This is a genomic window from Pseudomonas sp. PVC-3-1, assembly GCF_057444315.1.
Window position 1 is genome coordinate 2,086,514 of sequence record NZ_CM172023.1, and the last position, 24,885, is coordinate 2,111,398.

Here is a 24,885-nt window from a genome sequence, read left to right on the forward strand (position 1 = left end):
AAATGGCCTTATAATCGCCAGCTATTCGCGGGGATTTTTCATTCAGCTTTCTAATAAAGGATGTTTCGATGAAGAAACTACTCTCGCTCGCCGCCGTGGCAGCTTTGACAGTGGGGCATCTGGTCTCCGCACAGGCCGCTGGCCTGACTGGCGCCGTTGGCGTCACTGGGCAGAACACCATGACCTACCGCCTGGGCCTGGGCTTCGACTGGGACAAGAGCTGGTGGGAAAGCTCCACTGGGCGTCTGACCGGCTACTGGGATGCCGGCTACACCTATTGGGAAGGCGGTGATGAGGCCAGCGGCCGCCACTCGCTGTCCTTCAGCCCGGTGTTCGTCTACGAGTTCTCCGGCGAGAAGGTCAAACCTTTCGTCGAGGCCGGTATCGGCGTGGCCGTATTCAGTGGCTCCCGCGTGAGCGACCAGAACCTGGGTGGCGCCTTCAACTTCGAAGATCGCCTGGGCGTTGGCCTGCGCTTCGGCGAAGGCCAGGCACTGGGTGTGCGTGCCATGCACTACTCCAATGCCGGTATCAGCCAGCCGAACGATGGCATTGAGTCCTACAGCCTCTATTACACGCATCCGCTGTAACGGGTCGCTGACAAAGAAAGCCGGGCCTGAGCCCGGCTTTTTTGTGCGTGAGATGAATGTAGGAGCGAGCTTGCTCGCGAACAGGGCGGGAGCATTCGCGAGCAAGCTCGCTCCTACAGAAAAGCCAAGCCTCAATGCGAGGTGGAGAGGCTCTTGAACGCATCGAGTGCCCGTTCCCGCGTGGCCGACAGGTCGCACATTGGCTGTGGATAACCTTCTGCTCCGAACAGCCCGAGCTTCGATGGATCGTGCATCGCGCGTCCCTGAAGGCCAGCAAGCTCCGGCACCCAGCGGCGGATGAAACGGCCGTCCGGGTCGAAGCGTTCTGACTGCGAGATGGGGTTGAAGATGCGGAAGTAAGGCGCCGCGTCGGTGCCGGTGGAGGCGCTCCATTGCCAGCCGCCGTTGTTCGCCGCGAGGTCGCCATCGATCAGATGGCGCATGAACCAGCGTTCGCCCTCGCGCCAGTCGATCAGCAGGTTCTTGGTCAGGAACATCGCCACCACCATGCGCAGGCGGTTGTGCATCCAGCCGGTGGCGAGCAACTGGCGCATGGCGGCGTCGATGATGGGGAAGCCGGTGCGGCCCTGCTGCCAGTCTTCGAGATCCTTCTTGTCCTGGCGCCACTTGAGCTTCTCGGTGTCCTCGCGGAAGGCGCGGTGGCGGCTGACGCGTGGAAAGCCGACCAGGATGTGCTTGTAGAACTCGCGCCAGAGCAGTTCGTTGATCCAGCTGACCGCGCCACTGTTGCCGGTTTCGAATTCGCCATGGTTGTTCGCCAGTGCCGCGTGCAGGCATTGGCGGGGCGACAGCACGCCGGCAGCCAGGTACGGCGAGAGACGGCTGGTGCCGTCGCGGGCGGGGAGGTCGCGGGTGTCCTGGTAGGTCTTGAGGATTTCGTCGGTGAACAGTTCGACGCGCTCGTGTGCCGCTTCCTCACCGGCGGGCCACTCCTCGCGCAGTTCGGCCGGTGGCGTCTCGAATCCTTTGACCTGCTCGGGCACCTCGTCGCTGGCGATGTCCAGTTTCTGCTGCGGGCGAGGCGCCGGCACGAGACTGGGGACGCCGAGGCTCAGGCGTTCGTAGCAGACCTTGCGGAACTGGCTGTAGACCTGGAAGTAGGTGCCGCCCTTGGTAAGGATGGTGCCGGGGGTGAAGAACAACTGGTCGAGATGGCTGCGCAGGCGGATGCCGTCGTGCTCCAGCGCCTGCTCCACGGTGGCATCGCGGGCGGCTTCGTTGACGCCGTATTCCTCGTTGACGTGGACTGTCTCGATGCCCAGCTCGCGGCAGAGCTGGGCAATGACTTTTGGCGCTTCGTGCCAGTGATTCGCCGTTCGGATCAGCAGCGGGATGTGCAACGGGTCGAGGCTCGCGCGCAGTTCGCGCAGATTGCGCAGCCAGAAGTCGACCTTGCACGGCGCATCGTCGTGGTGCTGCCATTGGCCGGGGCTGAGCAGGAAGAGGGCGATCACCGGGCCGCGTTCGGCGGCGGCGTGCAGGGCGCTGTTGTCGCGCAGGCGCAGGTCGGTGCGCAGCCAGACGAGTTGGCGCTTCATGGGGTTTCCCCGTTGAGCAGGTGCAGTTCGCGCAGGAGGTTGAATGCAGCGACCGGGTCGCTGGCCAGGTGCAGCGGCGGCTCGGCGATGGCCAGTTCCTGGAGTGCATCAGGGTGGATGGCGGTGGCAGGGCCTGCCAGCAGGCGCGGGCAGTCGACGCCGGCCAGCAGCCGGGGCAACTGCAACAGGTTCAGCGTGCGGCTGGAGTAGAGCAGCACGGCGCGCGGTTGCAGGCGCTCCACCGCCAGGGCCAGCTCGCCCGGCGGCAGTGGCCAGTCGAAGATTTCCAGCGGGCAACCGGCACTGCTGGCCAGCCACGCGGTGAGCCACAGGCCCGGCTCCAGCGGCAGGCCGGACTGGTTCACCAGCAGCAGCGGGGCGCCGCGCTGCTGGCGGTTGTGGTGGTACAGGCGGGTGCCAAACTTGGTGCGCAGCCAGGTGTGGAAGAACACCCGTTCCAGCTGTGCGCCGAACTGGCCTTGCCAGCGCCGCTCCAGCTCCTCCAGCAACGGCAGCATCAACTGCTCGCAGAGGGTTTGTGCCGGATAGATCGCCAGCGCGCCGTTGAACAGCTCGTCCAGCTGGCGCTCGTTGATCCGGCCGATGGCGGCGATGCACTGCTGGCGCAGGTCGTCCCAGGGCGAGGTAGCGCTTTCCGCCGGTGGCGGTGCGTCATCGTCGAGCAGCGCGCGGATCTTGCTCACCGCCACGCCGCGGCCGAGCCAGGTGAGGATGGCCTGGATGCGCGCGATCTGTGCCTCGGAATACAGGCGATGGCCCTTGGGTGTGCGCTGCGGCACGACCAGGCCGTAGCGGCGCTCCCAGGCGCGCAGGGTGACCGGATTGACGCCGGTGCGCCGGGAGACTTCGCGGATCGGCAGCCAGCCTTCGGCCAGGGCCTGACGGTAGTCGTCGTCCGATTCGCGGTGAGGGTGGTCGGGATTCATGGGCGTCCTGTCGGTACGTCAGATGGCATTGCGCAGGCTCAGGTCTTCGGGGTGCGGTTGCAGGTAGGCCTGGGCATCGATGTAGGGGTGCGGGTGCCGACGGAAGTGGTGCTTGAGCAGGGTGAGCGGCACCACCAGCGGAATCACGCCTTCGCGGTATTGGTCGATCAGGCGCTGCATCTCGGCCTTCTCGGTCGTCGGCAGGTCGTGCTTGAGATAGCCGGCCAGGTGCTGCAACACGTTGCTGTGGGTGCCGCGGGTGGCGCAGGCGCCCAGTGCCTGCATGAAGTCGCGGAAATAATCCGGGGCGAAGTCTTCCAGCGGTTGCTCGCCGATCTTCGCCAGGCGCTGGCCGAGGGCGCTGTACTGGCGCGGGTTGTGCGCCATCAGTTGGTACTTGTAGCGGGAATGGAAGCCGATCACCGCGTGGCGTGTCAGGCCGTTCTCGCAGAGCTTCTGCCAGGCGGTGTAGGCGAACACGCGGGTGAGGAAGTTCTCGCGGATCACCGGGTCGTTGAGCCGGCCTTCCTCTTCCACCGGCAACTCCGGGCGCGCGGCGCAGAAGGCTTCTGCATAGAGCCCGCGCACACCCGGCGGACGCAACTGGCCGTCGAAGCGGTAGAGCTTCACCCGCTGCAGACCGCAGGATGGCGACTGCTGCATGAAGATGTAGCCGCAGATGTCCTGCAGCAGCCCGGCCTGCTTGCGGCCGAAGTCGCGCAGGGCGTCGCTGGCGTCGCGGCCGCCTTCTCGCAGGATCAATGCGCGGGGATCTTCGCGGTCGCCCACCAGTCGCAGCGTGGGACGCGGTACGCCAAGACCGATGGCAACTTCCGGGCATACCGGGATGAAGTCGAAGTGACGGCTGAGCACGTCCAGGCACAGGCGCGAGGCCTTGTGTCCGCCGTTGTAGCGCACCGGTTCGCCCAGCAGACAGGCGCTGATGGCGAGCTGCGGGCGTGAGGGGCTGGCGGGCTGAACAGTGGACATGGCGGCAACCGATTTCTTGTACAGGATGAATTTATTGTACAACTATTGCTCAGGATAGACGCAGGCTTGTACAAGTGCAAAGGCTTGTACAAGGGCGTGAGGCGGGCGCAGGCGTTGCGCGGCCCGCTCCGAACGGAGAGGGCCGGGTTGGATCAGAGGTGTTCGAGCAGGCGGCGTGCGGCTTCCAGGCCGCTCAGCCAGGCGCCTTCGACGCGGCCGGAGAGGCACCAGTCGCCGCAGGCGTAGATGCCCAGGTCGGCGTCGGCGAGCGCGCCGAACTGATGCGCTTCCATGGGACGGGCGTAGAGCCAGCGATGGGCGAGAGCGAAGTCTGGCGCGTGCACGGCACAGCCGATCAACTCGGCGAAGGCGCCGCGCAAGTGCTCGATCACGCTTTCCTTGGGCAGGTCGATGTGCTGTTTGCTCCAGCCGCTGGCAGCGTGCAGCACCCAGGTGTCCAACTGCTCGTCGCGGCCTGGTTTGGAATGGTTGCTGGCCAGCCAGGACAGCGGCCCTTCATGCACGAAGCAGCCCTGCACCGGGGTATCCAGCGGCTCGCGGAAAGCCAGGGCAACGGCCCAGGTGGGTTCCATGGGAATGCTCGCAGCAGCGGCCGCCAGCTTCGGCGCACTGGCCAGCAACGCCGCAGCATGTGGCGCTGGGGTGGCGACCAGCACGCGGCTGAACGGACCGTGGGTCTGGCCTTCGGAGTCCTGCAGGTGCCAGTGCTCCTCGCCGCGATACACCTCGGTGATTCGGCAGGTGAAGGTGACGACCTGGTCCTGCAGCAGCGCGCGGGTGATTGCGCTCATGCGCGGGGTGCCGACCCAGCGTGGCTGCTCGTCGGGGGAGGGGCTCAGCTCACCGTCGCGGTACTGGTAGAGGGCCGGGTCCCATTCGGCGACCCAACCGCGCTCGCGCCACTTCTGCACGGCGTCGAGGAAGCGTCGGTCACGGGCGGTGAAGTACTGCGCACCAAGGTCCAGGGCACCGGCCTCGCTGCGCTTGCTGGCCATCCGGCCGCCGCTGCCGTGGCCCTTGTCGAACAACTGGACGACTTGTCCGGCGTCGCGCAGGGCGTGGGCGGCCGAGAGTCCGGCGATACCGGTGCCAATGATGGCAATGGGGGCGCTCATGGCATGCCTCGTTATCTGTCTGCTTTCAGCGTAACGAGCGGGATGTTCTTGTACAAACGAAACTATCTGTACAATTGGGTTTCAGCTGTCCGCGCTCGTCAACGATAGGAGTCCGATCATCGGAACCTTCGGCGCCGCATCGGTTCATTCAGAGATGAGCCCGGCTTTGGTTCCGGCACTTACAGCGTAGACCTCGCCGCAGAGGGAGTGTCAATGCAATCGCCTCCCTCTCGTCCAGACTGATGGAAGGTGGAACAACGCAACAAGGAGTTCGCCATGCATATTCTCTTGACCGGCGGCACCGGACTGATCGGCCGCCGCCTCTGCCGCCAGTGGAGCGCCGATGGGCACCAGCTCACCGTGCTGAGCCGCCAGCCGCAGCGAGTCGCCTCGCTGTGCGGTGAGACGGTACGCGGCATCGCCGACTTCGAGGCCTATGGAGACGGGCCGCTGGATGCGGTGGTCAACCTGGCCGGCGAGCCCATCGCCGACAAGCCCTGGAGCGCCCGGCGCAAGGCCCTGCTGTGGGACAGCCGGGTGCGCCTGACCGAGCGCCTGGTGACCTGGCTGGAAGGTCGCAGCCAGCGCCCGGCGGTACTGATCAACGGCTCGGCGGTCGGCTGGTATGGCGATGCCGGCGAGCGTCCGCTGGAAGAGAATAGCGCGGCGGCCGGCGAGGATTTTGCCAGTGAGCTGTGCCTGGCCTGGGAGCAGATCGCCCGCGAGGCGGAGGCGCTGGGCATTCGCGTGGTGCTGGTACGTACCGGACTGGTGCTGGCGCCCGAAGGCGGTTTCCTCAAGCGCCTGCTACCGCCGTTCCGCCTGGGCGCTGGCGGGCGGCTGGGGGATGGTCGGCAGTGGATGTCCTGGATCCATATCGAAGATCAGATCGCCCTGATCGATTTTCTTTTGCGCAAGGACGACGCGGCCGGTCCTTATAATGCCTGCGCGCCACAGCCGGTGCGCAACCGCGACTTCACCCAGGAACTGGGCCAGGCGCTGCACCGGCCCACGCTGATGCCCGTACCGGGCTTTGCCCTGCGCCTGCTGCTGGGGGAAATGTCGACCCTGCTGCTGGGCGGCCAGCGCATTGTGCCGCGCCGACTGCTGGATGCCGGCTTCGAGTTCCGCTTCCCGGAGTTCAAGCAAGCGTTGGCCGATGTGCTGCAGGAGAAGCACTGAGCCCCTGCGACATCGGCGACAGCCCTGGAACAGCCACGGGCTGCTCTGGATAGCGCGGGCTGCGTGTAAACTGCGCAGCCCGCACGACGACCTCCTACCGTACCGGTTTAAGGACACTGCATGACCCAAAACGCCCTCCTGCTGGTCAACCTGGGATCACCGGCCTCCACCCAGGTCGAGGACGTGCGCCGCTACCTCGATCAGTTCCTCATGGACCCATACGTGATCGACCTGCCCTGGCCGATCCGCCGGCTGCTGGTGTCGCTGGTGCTACGCAAGCGTCCGGAGGAGTCCGCACACGCCTACGCATCGATCTGGTGGGACGAGGGCTCGCCGCTGATCGTGCTGAGCCGCCGCCTGCAGGAAGCCGTCCGGCCATTCTGGCCGCACGGCCCAGTGGAACTGGGTATGCGCTATGGCGAACCGTCGATTGAAAAGGCGCTGCTGCGCCTGAGCCAGCAGGGCATCACCCAGGTGACCTTCGCGCCGCTCTACCCGCAGTTCGCCGACAGCACCACCACCACCGCCATCGAGGAAGCGCGCCGGGTAATGCGCGAGCACAACCTCAAGCTGGAGCTGAAGGTGCTGCCGCCGTTCTACGCCGAGCCCGAGTACCGCCAGGCGCTGGTGGACAGCGTGAAGCCGTACCTGGAGCAACCCTACGATCACCTGTTGCTGAGCTTCCACGGCCTGCCCGAGTCGCACATCCGCAAGCTGGTGAAAGACAAGGGCCATGACCTCACTGCCAGCTCCAGCCGGGGTGTGCACGAGGACGTCATGGCCGTCTGTTACCGCAGCCAGTGCCTGCGCACGGCCGAGGACTTCGCCGCGGGCGCCGGGCTGGAAGACGGGCGCTGGTCGGTATCGTTCCAGTCGCGCCTGGGCCGCAACAAGTGGATCGAACCCTACACCGAGGCGCAGCTGGACGAGCTCGGCAAGCAGGGCGTGAAGCGCTTGCTGGTGATGTGCCCGGCCTTCGTCGCCGACTGCATCGAGACCCTGGAAGAGATCGGCCAGCGCGGCAATGAGCAGTTCCGCGCGGCGGGTGGCGAGGAACTGGTGCTGGTGCCTTGCCTGAATGATCAGGAGCTGTGGGCGCGGGCACTGGCCAAGCTGTGTGAGCGGACGCCTGCTGCGATCTGATCAAATTGGCTGCTCGGGCTTCCCCTCACCCTAACCCTCTCCCAGAGGGAGAGGGGACCGTTCGGCGCAGGGTGGCAGCAAGGCGTCAGCCGGTACGGACAGCTATCCCCTTTCGGGAGAGGGGAGGGGGAGGGCCACCGATACGGATGTGTAGGGCGTACAACGCCTCAAGCGTTATGCGTCCTACTGCGCTGCTGCGATCTTTCGTAGGAGCGAGCTTGCTCGCGAACCCGCCCAGCGCTGGCGCTGCCGGCAAGTTGTTCGCGAGCAAGCTCGCTCCTACAACTGCCCCGGTGAAACCCGTGGGCCAACCTTTGACCACCCATTCATCAGCCAACGGCCGCCGCGCGCATTCAGAGACCTGATAGTGCGCGCGCGACTCGTTCGCAATGCCTACTCTGCGGGTTCTCCCCTTCGCCTTCGCCGCGATTGGCGGCGTTTCAGGAGCCCGGCATGAACAACAACAATAACGGCTACCCCTCCAGTGCCGTGGCGTGGTCCACGGTTGCGATCCTCATGGTCGCCTACGTGCTGTCCTTCATCGATCGACAGATTCTCAACCTGCTGGTCGGCCCCATCCGTCGCGATCTTGAGATCAGCGACACGCAGATGAGCCTGCTGATGGGCCTGTCCTTCGCGCTGTTCTACACCCTGTGCGGCATCCCCCTCGGGCGCATGGCCGACAGCCGCAGCCGCCGCGGGCTGATCACCGTCGGCGTGCTGATCTGGAGCGCAATGACCGCGGCCTGTGGCCTGGCGCGCCAGTACTGGCACTTCCTGCTGTTCCGCGTCGGCGTCGGCGTGGGCGAGGCGGCCTTGTCGCCGGCTGCCTACTCGCTGATCGCCGACAGCTTCCCGGCCAATCGCCGCGCGACTGCCATCAGTGTCTATTCCATGGGCATCTACCTCGGCTCGGGGCTGGCCTTCCTGCTCGGTGGGCTGGTGATCAAGTTCGCTTCCGCCCAGGGCGACGTGCACCTGCCGATCCTCGGGGAAGTGCGCCCCTGGCAACTGATCTTCCTGATCCTCGGCGCCGCCGGCGTGCTCTTCACCCTGCTGATGCTGGCGGTGAAGGAACCGACCCGCCGCGGCGTAGGCGCCGGCGTGGTAGTGCCGATGAGCGAAGTGGGGGCCTACCTGCGCGCCAATCGCAAGACCGTGCTCTGCCACAACTTCGGCTTCGCCTGCATCTCCTTCGCCAGCTACGGCAGCGGCGCCTGGGTACCGACCTTCTTCGTCCGCACCTACGGCTGGGATGCCGGCCACGTAGGCGTGGTGTACGGCAGCATCGTTGCCGTGTTCGGCTGCCTGGGCATCGTCTGCGGCGGGCGCCTTGCCGACTACTGGGCCAAGCGCGGGCGCACCGATGCCAACATGCGCGTGGGCCTGCTGGCTGCCTGCCTGGCGATTCCGCTGAGCCTGGTCTATCCGCTGCTGGACAGCGGTAATGCCGCCGCGGCGATGATGGCGCCCATCGTGTTCTTCCTCAGCATGCCCTTCGGTGTCGCGCCGGCGGCGATCCAGGAAATCATGCCCAACTCCATGCGCGGCCAGGCCTCGGCGATCTACCTGTTCGTGGTCACGCTGCTGGGCCTTGGCATCGGTCCGACCGCCATTGCCCTGGTGACCGACTACGTGTTCGCCGACGACATGGCGCTGCGCTACTCGCTGCTGATCGTCAGCGTCGTTGCCCTGGTCGCCGGCGCGTTGCTGCTGGCCAGCGGACTGAAGCCCTACCGCGCGAGCCTGGAGCACCTGAAGAGCTGGAGCCTGAAAGGCGAAAGCGCCAACGGCGCGATGCAACGCCAGCCGGCCTGATCGTTCAATCGCACGATCGAGCCCCCGCGCAGTGATGCGCGGGGGCTTTTCTTTGCGCGTGGCACAATGCAGCGGAACACGGATTCGAGGAGAGGTTTCCAGCATGGAAGGAAAGGGCATTGGTGCATGGCTGGCAGCCTTCGGAGCGCTGGCTCTGAGTGCTTCGGCGGCGGGCGAGCCCTGGGTGGCCTTCACACAGAACGACCTGATCGGCTTCAAGGATGTACAGGGCAGCGTGAAGGTCCCGCCGAAGCTCAGCCCGATGTTCACGATGGCCCGGCGCTTCGAGCACATCATCGCCACCGGTGAGGAAACCGCCGACGGCTACCGCAGTTATTACCTGTTGCGTGATGGCCGCCAGGTTGCACTGGACTCGGTGTATTTCTTCGACAATGCGCCGATCTGCGAGAGCGAGAACAGCATCCGCTTCCGCGACCGCGTGCGTGACAAGGTTGGCTTCCTCGATGGCGATGGCCAGGTGCTGATCCCGGCCGAGCTGAGTGACGCCATGGCGATGCGCAACGGCATGGTAGTGGCGCTGAAAGGCGCAACCCGCAGCTGCGCCGAACCGGGTGTGAGCCTGGAACAGTGCGAGCACAAGGGCTGGAGCGGTGGCAGCGAAGTGCTGCTCGACCGTCACGGCAACACGCTGGTGGAGAACTTCGATAGCACCCACGCCGGCGCGCTGGACTGGTTTACGCGGCAGGTGCACGATCAGCCGTCCAGTGATCCGCGCCGCGTTTCGTTCAAGGGAGTCGACGGTCGCTACGTCAGCTTCGTCGACATCGAGAAGGACTTCGCCGCCTGGTTCCGCGATGAGTTCCTGCCCCATCTCGACGACGCCTCACTGAAATCCCACAGCTACCCGCGCATCTGGAGTGGGCAAGGCAGCGAGCCGCTGGATGACTGGAAGGCCGTTGCGCGGGACGACATGCCGAGCCAGCAGATCGCGCCACTGCGCGCGCGTCTGGAGGCACTGAGAATCTCCGGCGGCTATGGCGTGCGCCAGGATGACATGGGCTGGCCGTTCGATCCGGAGCGCGAGCCGCAGTACTTCGACAATTGCGGCGATTTTGCCCAATGGAAGACGCCGAAGGTCTCGGCGATGGAGCACTGGCAACTGGGTTCGTTCGAGCCAGCCAAGCACGCCAGCTTCGACTTCATCCGTACTGCGGATGGGTATCGGTTGGTGGCGTTTTCAATTCCTGATTCCAAGTGATGCACAGGCGTCCGCGATGGCATCCGGTGCGAGGCGAATCTATCGCGGACGGAGTCCGCTCCTACGTGGTGGCGCTCATTGGCATTCGGGCCGGATCCCATGGAGCTTTCCTGTAGGAGCGAGCTTGCTCGCGAACAGTGGTTCGCCTGGCACTACGGCGTCAGGCAGTTCGCGAGCAAGCTCGCTCCTACAGGGGGCTGGCGGCGGAGTGAAACTCTGGGAGCGCCCGGCCGGAATTCAACGCCAGCAATCGCTCACGCTGCCGGTCCCGCTGCTGCCTTTTTCGCCTTGGGCGGTCAGTGTCAGGCGTGTGCACTTGCTGTCGGTAAAGGTTGGGGTGGCCGTCAGTGTGTAGCCTCCGTCGCTGCCGCCACCGCCGACCGTCAGGGTGTACAGCCCGGTGGAGGACGTGACGGTGCTGCCGCTGGTGCCGGCAAGCTTCAGACTCGACACCGCCGACTGGTCGGTGATGTAGCCCGAGACCGAATTGAGCGCATACCAGCGCTCTTCCTGCGACGCGGCCTGGTTGAGCAGGGCCTGGCCTTCCGCGCGTTTGCCGCGCAGCACGTACTCCTGGTAGCTGGGGTAGGCGACGGCGGCAAGGATCGCCACGATCGCCACCACCACCATGAGCTCCATCAGGGTGAAGCCATCCTGCCGGTAGTGCCTGTTCATTCCTGTTCCTTGATGTTCAGCCAGTTCTGCCGTCCGGAGCTGGCGCCGCTGGTGGCCACGCTCACGCAGCCGTCGCTGCCGCAGGCATTGACGTTGCTGCTGCTGGCGCTGGTGCTGCCGACGGTGAAGCCGCCTTTCAGCCCGGACATCTGCAAGGCAGAGACGACGCTGCCGTTGTACAGATCGTTGTCGTCCACCACGCCGTCGTTGTTCAGGTCCAGGGTGGCGAAGTCAGTGGCGCCGCCGGTATACGGGTCGAGCGACATCAGCCAGGTGGTGACGCCATCGGCGCAGGGATCTTCGTTGGGCGTCAGGGTACTGGCGAGCAGCACGCCGGACGTGGCATAGGGGTTGTTGACCACCATTTCGCCGGTGGCGGGGAGGTCCAGGTACCAGCCGTACTGCGAGACGTTGCCGCTGCTGTCGTACCAGGTGACGGCGTTGTCGCTGACGGTGCGGATGGTCTGGGTCACCGCCGTGCCGCTGTTGTCGAAGGAGGTCGTGACGTCGCTCTGGGTGATGGTCTGCTGCTGCAGCTTGCTGCGGCTCAGCGTCGGCGTGCTGGCGGCGGCTTCGCCCGCAGTCTGTCGGTCCCAGATGCCGTAGAGGCCCATGACCTGTGTGGTGTTGGGATCTGCGTCGTCGGACTCGATGTACTTGCCCGTGCCGAAGATCACCAGATAGCCGGTGCCGGAGCTGTGCTTGACCAGGTACGGCGCGCTGGTGATGGGCTGCACTTGTCCGGCAGTGGTGGTCGCGCTGTACAGCGGCGAGCCGCCGAAGCCGACGCGGAAGCTGCTGGCCGTGGTGCTGGCGGTGAGGCTGCCGGAGCTGGTCAGGTCGAAGCGCCAGAGGTTGCCGTGGAGATCGCCGGCGTAGACGTAGTCGGTGATCAGGTCGCCATTGATGTCGGCGGCGCGCGGAGTGGCCAGGCCATTGGCGGTGGTCTTGCCGTCGCTGACGGTCAGGGCCTTGATCAGGCTGCCGTCCTTCACGTTCATCAGGTAGAGCACGGCCTTGTCGTTGGTGCCGTTGTAGCCGTTGCCCAGGATCACCGCCCAGGTGCCGTTGTGCAGCAGGCTGATGGTCGGCCGCGAGTAGGTGAAGCCCAGCTCGCTGTAGTCGCTGTCGCTGTAGCTCTTCTCCCAGAGCAGCTTGATGTTGGCCGGGTCGGTGATATCCAGGGCGAACAACGCGCGGCCGCCACCGCGCAGGGTGCCGACCAGCACAGTGTGCCAGGCGTTGTCGTAGTAGACGTCGGCGGTGACCGGCGAGCCGTCCACGTAGTACTGGTGGGTGGCGCTGGTGTAGTCGCTGTCGCTCAGCTTGTAGAGGTTACTGATCACCGCACTGGGTACGTAGGCGAAGACTTCCTTACCGTCGGCATCGAAGGCATGCAGCATGCCGTCGTTGGCGCCGACGTAGAGACGCGTGGGGCGTGCGCTCCAGGTGCTCTTGAAGGTGGTGTAGGAGGTGTCGGTGCTGCTGATGGTGGCGTTCATCAGCGAGGCCAGGCGGCTGGGCGGGCCGACCAGCACTGACGAGGAGTCGATGATGTCGCCCAGCACCGTGCTGCGGGTGCGGAACAGGGTTCCTTCGTTGCTGCGATCGCCACGCAGGTAGGCCACGCGCTTCTCGCCATTGCTGTCGGTGACGCTGGCGAGGGTCTTGTTCAGGGTGGCCTGCTGGGCGCTGCTGAGGTTGCTCCAGGTGAAGTCCTTCAGCGTACCGGCGGTGCTGCCGGCCATCTTCACCGTGCGCGTGGACCAGGCGTTGTTGCCGTTGCCGTAGGTGCTGTCCATCACGTCCTGGGCGCTCCACACCGAGGTCTGACTGCCGTTGGCGGTGTTCTGCAGGTACTTGATCAGGTCACCGCTCCAGTCGGTGCTGGCGAACTTCGGGGTGTAGCTGTACAGCTCGCTGTCGGCGGTGCTGCTGTCGGCGTTGAGCAGGGGCGAACTCACCAGCGCCGGCGCTGCGCCGGAGTCCTCGCGCTGGGAGATGCGGTTGACCACGTTCTGCAGGGCAGAGACCAGGTCATCGGGCGAGTCGACGCTGAAGAACTCGCCGCGGGAGTCGATCGCCGCGTGCCACAGGTCGTAGACGTTGTTGGCGCTGCCCGACGAAGCCGCGGGCCAGCTCAGGGTGCCGGCGGCCAGCTTGCTGTAGTCGCCGGAGTAAGTGTCGCCACCCCAGGCCGGGTTGGTCAGGCTGGTGGTCAGGCCCAGGCCGACGAAGTAGCTGACCATGTGCTGCCAGGTGGCCGGGTCGTTCTTCGGGTTCCAGTACTGGGTGCTGGCGTTGCTGCTGCTTTCGGCGATGTAGGTGCTGACGTTGTTGGCGATGTTCGGCTGGGCGTCGGTGGCCCAGTACTTGAACGCCAGGTCGGCGAGGGTGTTGGAGGCGCTGTCCTTGTACGGCGCACGTGCGCTGTAAGCCTGGCCATCGGGCAGGGTACGGCTGGTGCTGTCCCAGTCGCCATGGCTGCCGGCGGTGTTCCAGATGCCGTCGGTGAGGGTGATGCTGTAGCTGGCGCGGCAGCTGTACAGCGGTGTTTCGCTGCTGCCGATGGAGTAGGCGTAGGGGCTGTACTTGCCGGTGACGCCGAGCAGCGAACCGACGCGGTCGACGGCATCCAGCAGCGGGGTGCCCTGGTTGAAGTAGATGTCCCCCAGCCATTCGAAGAACTTGGCCCGGTGCGCGCCGGAGAAGGTGCCGAGGCGGTTGTCGTAGTAGCTGGTGCTGGTGTTGCTCAGGCCGCGGCAGTTGTAGCTCGACAGGTAGGCGCTGCTGGTGATGCAGGTATCGCTGGTGCCCAGGGCCTGCCAGCTGAGGCGAGTGTTTTCCGGCAGTGTGACGAAGGCGAGGTTGGCGCCGGACTGGGTCGCCAGTTCGCGGTTGCGGTAGAAGCTGTACCAGTTGGCGAAGTTCTGCCGCTCGTCGCTGCCGTTGGCGCCGGACGTGGAGGACACGGTCACCAGCTTGTAGCAATTGTCGTCGTTGACGTTGCTGCTGCAGCCACTGAGCGCGGTGTTGTAGACGTAGTAGTACGCCGGCACTGCCGCCTTGGTGCGGTCAGGGTAAGTGGTGGTCGTCGTCAGGGTGGTCGTCGCTGTCGAGGTCACCGTGTAGGTGGTGGTCTTGCCGCTGGTGGTATAGGAGCAACTGGCGGTGGAGTAGCTGACGGCCGTGGTGGTGCTGGAGGTACTGCCGTCGCTGTTGGTGGTGGTCGAGCCAGTGCTGGATTTCGGGTTGGTGATGGTTGCCGTGCAACTGTTGCTCTTGGCGGTGACGGTGTAGGTGCCGCCGCCGGTCAGCGAGGCCGACTTGCCGGTGGAAGTGGTCGAACCGCTGACGCTGGCGGAGCTGCTGGAACTGGAGGTGCTGCTGCTCGAGCTGAAGTCAGAGGACGGGTTCGCCGCCAGGTAGTAGACCTTGTCGGGACTGTTGTAGGAGCTGTAGCCGGTGTAGGTCCAGTAGGTGCTGTCGGTGGTCGCCCGCGCGGTGTCGTACTCCCAGGAGACCTTGTACGCCGTGCTCAGGTCGAGGCTGCCCTTGGCGCTCTTGAAACCGTTCACATAGGCCGCGGTGAAGCTGGTGGTCAGCGGCGTGTAGGTGGTGAGGGCGTTGCTGTAGAGGACGTTGTAGGGCGCCTGGTAGGTGACGTTGGGGTTGTAGTACAGCGGGTTGAAGGTGGACGATTTGGCCCGTCGGCTGGTGCGCACCTGATCGGCGCTATAGCCGTTGTAGGTAGCGCCGGTGGTGGGGTTCATGCCATCGGGGGCGAAGCTCCAGCGCATGCTGTTGGAGTTGTCGATGGTCACCATGATGTTTGGCGCCACGCCCTCGGTGAGGAACAGCGGCTGCTGGCTCAATGTCAGTGTCGCGGCATCGGTAGGCAGCGCGGTGGCCAGCAGCAGGCTGCCGAACAGGAACAGCAGGAAGGGCTGGGCGGGACGTCGGCTCACGTCAGGCTCCTCAGTAGTAACGGCGGATGGTGACGGTCTGCAGCACACTCATCAGGCGCTGCCCGTCGGCGCGGGCGGCGGCGCTCACCCGGTAGTAGTGCGGCCCGCGCCCCTGGGAGCGTTCGTCGGGGTCGGTGATCTGCACGTTGCCGTTGGAGTCGGCCGGGTCGAAGGCGATGTAGGCGGCGTTCCAGCGCGGCACCGGGTCGAAAGTGGAGCTGCCGTCCATGCCCAGATAGGCGATGGAGGTAGCGTCGCTGCTCCACCAGTCGGCGCTGGCCTTGGCATTGGAGGAGTACTTGTCGCTGATCAGGATGCACAGGTTGGCGTGGAGTGCGACGCTGCTGGCGCAGTTCGCCGAGCCCTGGTCCAGGCTGGTCTGCGCGGCCAGCCGGCGCTCGCCTTCGCGCAGTGCCGACTCGGCGGCAGCCCGCGAATGCTGCTGCTCGCTGAGGTTGCCGATGATACGGGTCTCGGTAGTGGTGCTGCGCATGCTGCTCAGGGCGATCAGGGTACCGAGCAGCAGCATCACCAGGGCGATGACCAGCGTCGCGCCGCGTTGCGCGTGCAGGTTGTGTCGTGGGCTCATGGCATCAGGTTCCGCAGCATCACGCTGCCTTGGGCGATCTGGTAGACGTAGGCGGTGTTCTCGCTGAGGGGCGCGCCGCTGAGGGTTTTCCAGCGGCTGGCGATGTCGCTGCTCATGTCGCCGCGCGTCGTTGCGCCAGTGGCGAGCAGCGCGGCGTAGCTGATCGCTTGGCTGTCATCGCTGCTGCCGGGCAGGGCGAACAGGGCGAAGCCCGCCACGCCCTTGATCAGCGCCTGATCGCTGGCGCCCTGGGCCGCGCAGGTCAGGGTGCCGTCGCCCGGCGTGCTGCCGGCGCTATAGCTGATGCGCGTGAGGACGCGGGTGCCGCGCGGGACGAATGCGCCGAGGCAGTCGTACTGGTTGCCGTTGGAGCCGGCGACTTCCGTGATGCTGTCGCTGGCGCCCTGGTAGCGGAGGCAGACGCCCTTGCCGTCGCTGCTGGCCTGGTAGGTCTGGCCAGCCTTGAAGGACGGGCAACCATTGCCGCTGGCCAGCGCCGGGAAGGCCACTTCCAGGCTGTCCTGGGGCAGGGTGCGGTAACCGGTGCGTGCCAGTTGCTGGTCCAGCAGCAGGAGCGTGTAGCGGGCGTTTTCCTGGTTGCCCAGTTGCCCCTGCTGGAACTGGAAGTGCGCCTTGTTGTTGATGTACAGGGAGGTAGCGCCAAGGATCAGCAGGCTGCCGATGGCCAGGGCGACCATCAGCTCGACCAGGGAAAGACCGCCATGGTGTCTATGCAGGAGGCGTGTTCTTGCAGGCATGCCGGACCTCAGAGTTCGCCGCGCAGGCGATAGATGCACAGGTGGTTGTCGCACTGGCCGCTGGGATCGTTCCAGGCCAACTGGATCAGCACCGCGGAGCTGGCGTCGTTGCTGCACGCGCCATCGGACTGGCTGGGGCAGATGGTGAAGTTGGCGCTGAGGATCGAGCTGGTCACCGGCAGCGTCGCCTGCACCGCTTGCAGCCAGCAGGCCAGATCGGCTTTCGCCACGTCGGAGCCGCCGTTGCCGCGCTCGCGGGTGGCGCAATCGCTGCGCGACGCGATGCCGAAGGCCGTACCTGCGACCTTGTAATAGGCCGAGCTGCTGCTGAATTTGTGAGTGGTGCTCAAGGCGTCCTTGGGGTTGCTGCGCATCTGTTCCAGCAACTGCTGGGCAAGCATGATCGCCTCATTGCGCTGCACCGTATCCTGGGTGTAGCGCAGGCTCTTGCCCTGCAGTGCCGCCATGCCCAGGGCACCGACGCTGACCAGCAGCAGGCTGATCAGCACTTCCAACAGGCTGAAACCTCGATGGGTGCGCTTCATGACGAGCATACCGTGGTGGCGCTGGTGATCTGCCCGCTGCCGGAGATGCTCAGCAGGCGGCCGCTGCTGCCGCTGCTCGGGCACAGGCGGATGCTCTGCGCGGCGCCGCTGAGAGTGCCTGCGGCGCGAAAGGTCAGGCTGCTGGTGCTTCCGCTGGCGGTCACTGCGCTGCCGCCGTTGATGCCCTCGCTGCCGTACTTGCGCAGGGTTTCGCTGCTGGTGGCGACGCTCAGCGCACCCACCCAGTTGCCATCGCTGGCGCTGACCGTCACCGCGCTGGCGCGGGTGATGGCTTCGCTGCGGGCATACTGCAGCAGGTGGGCCAGCTCGCCGCTGGCGGCATCGACCTTGCTGCGCTGGATCAGGACGCCAAACATCGGCGCGGCCAGGCTCGAGAGGATGGCCAGGACGGCCAAGGTGACCATCAGTTCGACCAGGGTGAAGCCAGGGCTTGGGGCATTGGCCGGCATGGCGGATTCCGACGTTGAGCCGGAGATTCCCGGCGTTGGCGCGCAGGGATACGCGATGCGTGTATAGGGAATTTAGAGGCTGTGTATCAACGCTGAGATAAAGGAGCAGGCGGTCGAAATGTGCGTATGAATGGTCTGTCAGGTGATGCTGAAAGGAAGCGATTTTGTAGGAGCGGACTCCGTCCGCGATGGCTTCCGGCGGGAGGCGGACCTATCGCGGACGGAGTCCGCTCCTACGCGAGTGTTTGGCTACGGCATTCTCCCGAAAGAATGCCGGCATCCCCTGTAGGAGCGAGCTTGCTCGCAAACACGGGTTCGCCTGACGCATGGGCATCCGGCGGTTCGCGAGCAAGCTCGCTCCTACAGAGGGTGCTGTGTGGGGAGGGATAAAAAGCCCCGCAGGTGCAGGGCTTTTTCCTCAGTGCGCCTTTGCCGGTGCGGGTCTTCAGCCGGCTTCTTGTGAATGGTCTGTCAGGTGATGCTGAAAGGGAGCGATTTTGTAGGAGCGGACTCCGTCCGCGATGGCTTCCGGCGCGAGGCGGACCTATCGCGGACGGAGTCCGCTCCTACGCGAGTGTTTGGCTACGGCATTCTCCCGAAAGAATGCCGGCATCCCCTGTAGGAGCGAGCTTGCTCGCGAACACGGGTTCGCCTGGCGCATCGGCATCCGGCGGTTCGCGAGCAAGCTCGCTCCTACAGGGGGCGTTGTGTGGGGAGGGATAAAAAGCCCCGCAGGTGCAGGGCTTTTTCCTCAGTGCGCCGTTGCCGGTGCGGGGTCATCAGCCGGCTTCTTGTGAATGGTCTGTCAGGTGATGCTGAAAGGAAGCGGTTTTGTAGGAGCGGACTCCGTCCGCGATGGCTTCCGGCGCGAGGCGGACCTATCGCGGACGGAGTCCGCTCCTACGCGAGTGTATGGATACGGCATTCTCCCGAAAGAGCGCCGGCCTCCCCTGTAGGAGCGAGCTTGCTCGCGAACACGGGTTCGCCTGACGCATCGGCATCCGGCGGTTCGCGAGCAAGCTCGCTCCTATAGAGGGTGTTGTGTGGGGAGGGATAAAAAAGCCCCGCAGGTGCGGGGCTTTTTCCTTCAGTGCGCCGTTGCCGATGCGGGGGCTTCAGCCGGTTTCTTGTCCGGCTTGGCCAGCAGCGTGTACACGCAGGGCAGCACGAACAGGGTGAACAGCGTGCCGACGCTCATGCCGGTGGCAATCACCACGCCGATGTCGAAGCGGCTCACCGCACCGGCACCGCTGGCGAACAGCAGTGGGGTGACCCCCAGCACCATCGCGGCGGTGGTCATCAGCACCGGGCGCAGGCGGATCGCCGCGGCTTCTTCGACTGCCTCGCGCACCGACAACCCGCGCTCGTGGCGCAGCTGGTTGGCGAACTCGACGATGAGGATGCCGTGCTTGCTGATCAGCCCGATCAGCGTCACCAGCCCCACCTGGGTATAAATGTTCAGGCTCGACAGGCCGAGGAACAGCGGGATCAGTGCGCCGCAGATGGACAACGGTACGGTGACCATGATCACCAGCGGGTCGCGGAAGCTCTCGAACTGCGCCGCCAGCACCAGGAAGATCACTGCCAGTGCCAGGGCGAAGGTGATCATCAGCGCGCTGCCTTCCTGCACGAACTGCCGCGAGGCGCCGGCGTAGTCGAAGGAGAAGCCGCGCGGCGATTCCTGCTCGGCGATACCGCGCACTGTCTCGATGGCCTCGCCCATGCTGACCATGGGCACACCGGAGATGATCGCCGAGTTGAGCTGCTGGAACTGGTTGAGCTGGCGCGGGCGCGCGCGCTCGTGGAAGGTCACCAGGGTGGACAGCGAGATCAGTTGGCCGCTCTGGCTCTTCACGTAGTAGTTGTTCAGCCAGCTCGGGTTGTCGCGATAGGCGCGCTCGACCTGGGCAATCACCTTGTAGCTGCGCCCGTCGATGGTGAAGCGGTTGATCTCGCCTTCACCCAGCAGCGCCCCCAGGGACACACCCAGGTCCTGCATGCTGACGCCCATCTGCGCGGCCTTGGCGCGGTCGATGTCGACCACCAGTTCAGGCTTGTCGAAGGCCAGGTCCAGATCGAGGAAGGCGAACTTGCCCGACTCTTCCGCGCGCTTCTTCACTCGCTCGGCCACCTGCAGGAGTGACTGGTAGTCGCTGGCGGTGTTGATCACGAACTGGAACGGCAGGCCCTCGCCAGTGCCCGGCAGCGACGGCAGGTTGAAGCCGAAGATCTGCAGGCCGGGAATCTTGTCCAGCTCGCCCTGCACCGCGTGCAGCAGTTCCATCTGGCTGCGCTCGCGCTCGTCCCAGGGCTTGAGCAGCATGCCGCCGATACCGGTCTGCACGCCGTTGTAGCCGTTGATCTGGAACGCCGAATAGTACTCGGGGAACTTGCGGAAGATGCCCTCGAACTCGGCGGTGTACTTCGACAGGTAGTCGAGGTTCGCCGTCTGCGGCGCGTTGGCCATGATGAAGACGATGCCCTGGTCTTCCTCCGGCGCCAGTTCCTTGTGGGTGAACATCAGCAGCAGCGGGATGATCGCCAGGATCAGCAGGGCGAAGACGATGACCACGGGACGGCTGTTCAGCGTGCCATGGAGCATGCGTTGGTAGCGCCGCTTGAGGCCTTCGAAGATCAGGTCCAGGCGATGGGCCAGGCCGCTGGGATTCTCATCGTGGCGCAGCAGGCGCGAGCACATCATCGGCGACAGGGTGAGGGCGACGATGCCGGAGATGATCACCGCGCCGGCCAGGGTAAAGGCGAACTCCTTGAACAGCGCGCCGGTCAGGCCGCTGAGGAATCCGATAGGCGCATACACGGCGGCCAGGGTGATGGTCATGGTCACCACTGGCACGGCGATCTCCCGCGCACCCTCGATGGCGCCCTGGAACGGCGACTTGCCCTCTTCGATGTGGCGGTGGATGTTCTCCACCACCACGATGGCGTCGTCCACCACCAGGCCGATGGCGAGCACCATGGCCAGCAGGGTCAGCAGGTTGATCGAGTAACCCATCATCTGCATGAAGAACAGCACGCCGATCATCGACAGCGGGATGGTCACCACCGGGATGATCACCGAGCGGAACGCGCCGAGGAACAGGAACACCACTACGATGACGATCAGGATCGCCTCCGCCAGGGTCTTCACCACCTCGTCGATGGAGGCCTGGATGAAGCGCGTGGCGTCGTAGGCGATGGATACCTGCAGGCCGGGCGGCAGCTGCTCTTCCAGCTCCGGCATCTTGGCGCGGACTTCCTTGATCACGTCCAGCGGGTTGGAGCTGGGCGTGCCTTTGATGCCGATGTACACCGAGGGGATGCCGTTGAACGAGCTGACCGCGTCGTAGCTCGCCGCGCCCAGTTCGATACGGGCCACGTCGCCCATCAGCACGCGGCGGTCGCCGGCGGTCTTCAGCGGAATGGCGGCGAAGGCTTCCGGGGATTTCAGATCGGTGGTGGCGTTCACCGAGGTGACCACCAGTTCGCCCTTCACCTCGCCGGCGGCGGAGAGGAAGTTGTATTCGCGCACTGCGCTGGCCACGTCGCCGGCGGTGACGCCGTAGGCCGCCATCTTCACCGGGTCCAGCCACAGGCGCATGGCGAACACCTGGTTGCCGAGGATCTCGGCCTCGGCGATACCCGGCAGGGTGGCGAGCTTGGGCTGGATCACCCGTGACAGGTAGTCGGTGATCTGCGGGTTACTCATCTGCTCGCTGAAGAAGCTGATGTACATCAGCGCCGAGGCGTCGGCCGCTTCCTTGTCGAGGATCGGGTCCTCGGCGTCGGGCGGCAGTTGGGTCTTCACCTCGCCGATCTTCGACAGCAGCTCGGTGACCAGGCGATCGGTGTTGGCGCCGATGTGCGCGTAGATCGAGATCACCGAGTAGTTCTGCCGGCTCACCGACGTCATGTAGTCGATGCCTTCGGCGCTGGCGAGGCTCTGCTGCAACGGCTGGGTGATATAACCCTGGATGGTTTCGGCGTTGGCGCCGGCATAGAAGGTGGTGACGGTGATCAGCGCGTTTTCCATCTGCGGATATTCGCGGATCACCAGCTTGCTGAAGGCCTGCATGCCGAGCAGGACGATCAGCAGGCTGACCACGGTCGCGAGCACGGGGCGACGAATGAACGGATCGGTGAACATAGCTCAATCCCTTAATGCGGACCCTGCCGGATGAGGGCGGGGTCTGTTGGCGCGCCGCATCGAGCGCCGCGCCGGCTATGCGATTACTGCGGGTCCTTGACGATGGCGACGGCGGTGCCGTTGTCCAGCTTGAGCTGGCCGGAGGTCACCACTTCTTCGCCGGCCTTCAGGCCCTCGAGGATCACCACGCTGCCTTCGCGGCGCTCGCCGGTCTTCACGAAGCGGCGTTCGACTTCCAGCTTCTTCTGCGACGATTCCGTAACCTGGGTCTGGCTGGTGCTTGCTACGTCGGCGTCCTTGTCATCCGCTTTCTTCTTCTGCGGCACCACCACGTACACCGAGTTGCCGTACAGGGTGAAGGCCACGGCGGTCTCGGGGACCACGACGCGCGGTGCGCTGTCCGGCAGCTGCACTTCCAGGTTGGCGAACATGCCCGGCAGCAACTTGCCGTCGGGGTTGGCCATGCTGGCGCGAACCAGCAGGTTGCGCGTCTGGTTGTCCACGCGGGGGCTGATGGCGTCGATCTGTGCGTCGAAGCTCTGGCCCGGATAGGCCGCCACGCGCACCACCACCTTCTGCCCGCGTTTGAGCAGCGGGAAGTCCTGCTCGGGCAGGAAGAAGTCCACCTGCAGGGTCGAAAGATCCTGCAGGGTGACGATCTCGGTGCCGGGAGACACGTAGTCGCCGACGTCCACCTGGCGAATGCCGATGGTGCCGGAGAAGGGCGCGAGGATGCGCTTCTTGTCCAGGCTCGCCTTGAGCTGCGCGACGGTCGCGGTGGAGCGGTTCAGCTGGGCGGCGAGGCGGTCGTACTCGCTCTTGGAAATCGCCTGGCGACCCACCAGGCTCTTGCCGCGTTCGTACTCGACCTGGGCCAGGCCGAGGTCTGCCTCGGCGGTACGCAGGGTGGCCTGCTCGACGTTGGATTCCAGCTGTACCACCGGCTGGCCGACCTTGACCTTGTCGCCGGAGACGAACTGCACCGCGCTGACCGTGCCGGAGACTTCGGCGGTCAGGGTCACGCCCTGGATCGCGCGCAGGGTGCCGATGGCCGCCAGGCGGCTTTGCCAATCGCGCTGCTCGGCCTGGGTGGCGTTCACGCTCACCGGCGGACGCGGTGCCGAGAACATGGCGATCTGTTTGGTGATGGAGAGGTATTTCGAGCCGGCGAGCACCGCAACGATGACGGCAACTACGCCCAGCATGATCAGCATGCGGCGCAACATCTTCCTGTTCCTTGGTACGTGCCTGGCAGCAATCGGGCGCGATCGCTCGCCCGGCAATTCAACCGGACAGCCTTCCGTTCGCGCAGATGTCGATCAGGCTCTGAAGCCGATACGTGGGACGCCCCATTGCGGGGCGGAATTGCGCACCTTATGCCTGAATGCCCGGCGAGTCAAAGGGCTGCGATTACAAGAGGTTTCCCACGAAAAGTAAGGTTGTTTGCGGTAGATATGCGCCGGATCAGTGCAGCGGGCAACTCAGGGGCAGAAGCCACGTCCATGTGGCAGAAGGGATCAGGCGCTGAGCTTGCGGGTGACGTCGGCGATCTCGCTGGAGAGGCCATGCAGGTGGCGGCTGGCGCCCTGGGTGCGCACCACGTTCTCCTCGTTGGTGGCGCCGATGGCGGTGATCTCGGTGAGGTTGCGCGAGATGTCCTCGGCAACCGAGGTCTGTTCCTCGGCGGCGGTGGCGATCTGCCGGTTCATGTCGCGGATCGCTTCCACGGCCAGGGTGATGCTGCGCAGCACTTCGCCGGCCTGGGTGACGCGCTCCACGCCCTGTTCGCTGCGGGTCTGGCCGTTCTCGATGGCGCGCAGGGCGTTCACCGAACCGGTCTGCACGGTGTCGATGATCTGGTGGATCTCGGCGGTCGACTCGGCGGTGCGCTGGGCCAGGGTGCGGACTTCGTCGGCGACCACGGCGAATCCACGGCCAGCTTCCCCGGCGCGGGCAGCCTCGATGGCAGCGTTGAGCGCCAGCAGGTTGGTCTGGTCGGCGATGCCGCGGATCACTTCGAGCACCTTGCCGATGCGCCCGCTGTCGCTTTCCAGGCGGCGGATGACGTCGGCGGTGTTGGCGATCTCGTTGCTCATCTCGGTGATGGTGACGATGGTGGTCTTCATCACTTCGCCGCCTTGCTGGGCGTGCTGGTCGGCGTCGTCGGCGGCGCGCGCGGCATCGGAGGCGTGGCGGGCGACTTCCTGGGCGGTGGCGGACATCTCGTGCATCGCCGTGGCCACCTGGTCGGTGCGCGAGAACTGCTCGCGGGTGCCTTCGGCCATCAGGGTGGCGATGGCATTCAGCTCGCCGCTGGCGGTGTCCAGTTCGGTAGTGCTGTGTTTCAGGCGGGTGAAGGTCTCGGCCAGGAAGTCGCGCAGAGTGTTGGCGGCGCGGGCCAGGCGGCCCAGTTCGTCGCGGCGGCTGGCGTCGACGCGCTCGCCGAAGTTGCCTTCGCTGAGCTGGGCGATGTGCTCGATCAGTCGCGCAATCGGGCCGATCAGGTTGCGATTGACCAGCCACAGGCTGAGCAGGCCCAGCACCAGGCCAGAGATCAGCAGGATCAGGCTGCCGCTGATGACGGTGCTGTGAGCACTGGCGGAAATGCTCCTGGCTTCTTCCTGGGCGTCGCGGTGCAGGCTGTCCACCAGGGCGGCCATCTGCTCGCTGGCGGCGCGGTCGATGCCCTTCACGGCGGCGTCGCCGGCGCGCGGATCGCTGCCGGCGGCGAGGTAGGCGTCGCGGCCTTTGCGATAAGCCTGGCCGAGCTGCCGGTGCTCGTCGCGCAGGCGCGTTACCTGAGTCTTGAGTTGCGGATCGTCGCTGGCGCTCTGCTCCAGGCGGCCGAGGACCTCCTGCACGGCGCGTTCCTGGTCTTCGAACTGGCTCCAGTATTTGTTCAGATCGACCGGCTGCTGGCCGCGCAGGAGGACGTTCTTCCATTCCTGCACCTGGACCTTGAAGGCCAGGTTGGCCTGGTCGACCAGTTGCGAGGATTGCAGCGGGCCGTCCAGCAGGCGCTGGTAGGCGCCGACGCTGCCGGAGAGGAAGTGGAAGCAGGCAAGGGCGATCAGCAGCACGAGCAGCAGGCTGCCGCCCAGCAGCGAAAGGATCTGGGTACGCAGGGAGGAGTTGGGGGACATCGTGGGTAC

Annotated in this window: 18 protein-coding genes; 5 read left to right on the forward strand and 13 right to left on the reverse strand. The window is 65.5% G+C overall.

What is annotated here, in order from left to right:
* The first annotated feature begins 68 nt into the window (after nucleotides 1–68).
* The gene (locus AC2T4A_RS09665) at nucleotides 69–590 is read left to right on the forward strand and encodes an acyloxyacyl hydrolase (RefSeq protein WP_416752310.1); all 522 of its coding nucleotides are present in this window, start codon (nucleotides 69–71) and stop codon (nucleotides 588–590) included.
* Between the two features lie 131 nt (nucleotides 591–721).
* Here the strand turns inward: AC2T4A_RS09665 and phrB are convergent, their stop codons facing one another.
* The 4 genes from phrB to AC2T4A_RS09685 form a co-directional block, all read right to left on the reverse strand.
* Nucleotides 722–2,149 carry a deoxyribodipyrimidine photo-lyase gene (gene phrB, locus AC2T4A_RS09670; protein ID WP_486743178.1) on the reverse strand — a complete coding sequence of 476 codons (1,428 nt, stop codon included), beginning with the start codon at nucleotides 2,147–2,149 and terminating at the stop codon, nucleotides 722–724.
* Nucleotides 2,146–3,096, reverse strand: a complete 951-nt coding sequence (locus tag AC2T4A_RS09675; protein ID WP_416752314.1) for a MerR family transcriptional regulator — start codon at nucleotides 3,094–3,096, stop codon at nucleotides 2,146–2,148. Before AC2T4A_RS09675 ends, phrB begins: the two co-directional genes overlap by 4 nt.
* An 18-nt stretch (nucleotides 3,097–3,114) precedes the next feature.
* Nucleotides 3,115–4,086 carry a YbgA family protein gene (locus tag AC2T4A_RS09680; RefSeq protein ID WP_478379633.1) on the reverse strand — a complete coding sequence of 324 codons (972 nt, stop codon included), beginning with the start codon at nucleotides 4,084–4,086 and terminating at the stop codon, nucleotides 3,115–3,117.
* A 152-nt stretch (nucleotides 4,087–4,238) separates the two neighbouring features.
* Nucleotides 4,239–5,222, reverse strand: a complete 984-nt coding sequence (locus AC2T4A_RS09685) for an NAD(P)/FAD-dependent oxidoreductase (RefSeq protein ID WP_416752318.1) — start codon at nucleotides 5,220–5,222, stop codon at nucleotides 4,239–4,241.
* 276 nt (nucleotides 5,223–5,498) lie between these two features.
* Between AC2T4A_RS09685 and AC2T4A_RS09690 the strand changes: the two genes are divergently transcribed.
* The 4 genes from AC2T4A_RS09690 (at nucleotide 5,499) to AC2T4A_RS09705 (ending at nucleotide 10,584) form a co-directional block, all read left to right on the forward strand.
* A complete protein-coding gene (locus AC2T4A_RS09690; protein ID WP_486743179.1) occupies nucleotides 5,499–6,404 on the forward strand; it encodes a TIGR01777 family oxidoreductase in 906 nt (301 codons plus the stop codon).
* 120 nt (nucleotides 6,405–6,524) lie between these two features.
* Nucleotides 6,525–7,547 (forward strand): ferrochelatase, encoded by a 1,023-nt coding sequence (gene hemH, locus AC2T4A_RS09695; RefSeq protein ID WP_486743180.1) that lies wholly within the window; start codon nucleotides 6,525–6,527, stop codon nucleotides 7,545–7,547.
* Nucleotides 7,548–8,000: 453 nt separating this feature from the next.
* The gene (locus AC2T4A_RS09700; RefSeq protein ID WP_416752324.1) at nucleotides 8,001–9,365 is read left to right on the forward strand and encodes a spinster family MFS transporter; all 1,365 of its coding nucleotides are present in this window, start codon (nucleotides 8,001–8,003) and stop codon (nucleotides 9,363–9,365) included.
* Nucleotides 9,366–9,468: 103 nt separating this feature from the next.
* A complete protein-coding gene (locus AC2T4A_RS09705) occupies nucleotides 9,469–10,584 on the forward strand; it encodes a hypothetical protein (RefSeq protein ID WP_486743181.1) in 1,116 nt (371 codons plus the stop codon).
* Nucleotides 10,585–10,821: 237 nt separating this feature from the next.
* Here the strand turns inward: AC2T4A_RS09705 and AC2T4A_RS09710 are convergent, their stop codons facing one another.
* The 9 genes from AC2T4A_RS09710 to AC2T4A_RS09750 all read right to left on the reverse strand — a co-directional run bounded on the left by AC2T4A_RS09710 (nucleotide 10,822) and on the right by AC2T4A_RS09750 (nucleotide 24,876).
* Complete coding sequence (locus AC2T4A_RS09710) at nucleotides 10,822–11,259, reverse strand: type IV pilin protein (RefSeq protein ID WP_486743182.1); 438 nt, start codon at nucleotides 11,257–11,259, stop codon at nucleotides 10,822–10,824.
* Complete coding sequence (locus AC2T4A_RS09715; RefSeq protein ID WP_486743183.1) at nucleotides 11,256–15,227, reverse strand: pilus assembly protein; 3,972 nt, start codon at nucleotides 15,225–15,227, stop codon at nucleotides 11,256–11,258. Before AC2T4A_RS09715 ends, AC2T4A_RS09710 begins: the two co-directional genes overlap by 4 nt.
* A gap of 10 nt (nucleotides 15,228–15,237) precedes the next feature.
* The gene (locus AC2T4A_RS09720) at nucleotides 15,238–15,816 is read right to left on the reverse strand and encodes a pilus assembly PilX family protein (protein ID WP_486743184.1); all 579 of its coding nucleotides are present in this window, start codon (nucleotides 15,814–15,816) and stop codon (nucleotides 15,238–15,240) included.
* Nucleotides 15,813–16,514, reverse strand: a complete 702-nt coding sequence (locus AC2T4A_RS09725; protein WP_486743185.1) for a PilW family protein — start codon at nucleotides 16,512–16,514, stop codon at nucleotides 15,813–15,815. The genes AC2T4A_RS09720 and AC2T4A_RS09725 overlap by 4 nt, the downstream gene beginning before the upstream one ends.
* Nucleotides 16,515–16,582: 68 nt before the next feature.
* Nucleotides 16,583–17,119 (reverse strand): type IV pilus modification protein PilV, encoded by a 537-nt coding sequence (gene pilV, locus AC2T4A_RS09730; protein ID WP_486743186.1) that lies wholly within the window; start codon nucleotides 17,117–17,119, stop codon nucleotides 16,583–16,585.
* Nucleotides 17,116–17,589: a GspH/FimT family pseudopilin gene (locus tag AC2T4A_RS09735; protein WP_486743187.1), complete on the reverse strand. Its 474-nt coding sequence runs from the start codon at nucleotides 17,587–17,589 to the stop codon at nucleotides 17,116–17,118. Before AC2T4A_RS09735 ends, pilV begins: the two co-directional genes overlap by 4 nt.
* A gap of 1,087 nt (nucleotides 17,590–18,676) precedes the next feature.
* Nucleotides 18,677–21,733 (reverse strand): multidrug efflux RND transporter permease subunit, encoded by a 3,057-nt coding sequence (locus AC2T4A_RS09740; protein ID WP_486743188.1) that lies wholly within the window; start codon nucleotides 21,731–21,733, stop codon nucleotides 18,677–18,679.
* Between the two features lie 83 nt (nucleotides 21,734–21,816).
* The gene (locus tag AC2T4A_RS09745) at nucleotides 21,817–22,959 is read right to left on the reverse strand and encodes an efflux RND transporter periplasmic adaptor subunit (protein ID WP_416752330.1); all 1,143 of its coding nucleotides are present in this window, start codon (nucleotides 22,957–22,959) and stop codon (nucleotides 21,817–21,819) included.
* A 291-nt stretch (nucleotides 22,960–23,250) separates the two neighbouring features.
* The gene (locus AC2T4A_RS09750; protein ID WP_486743189.1) at nucleotides 23,251–24,876 is read right to left on the reverse strand and encodes a methyl-accepting chemotaxis protein; all 1,626 of its coding nucleotides are present in this window, start codon (nucleotides 24,874–24,876) and stop codon (nucleotides 23,251–23,253) included.
* Nucleotides 24,877–24,885: the final 9 nt, after the last annotated feature.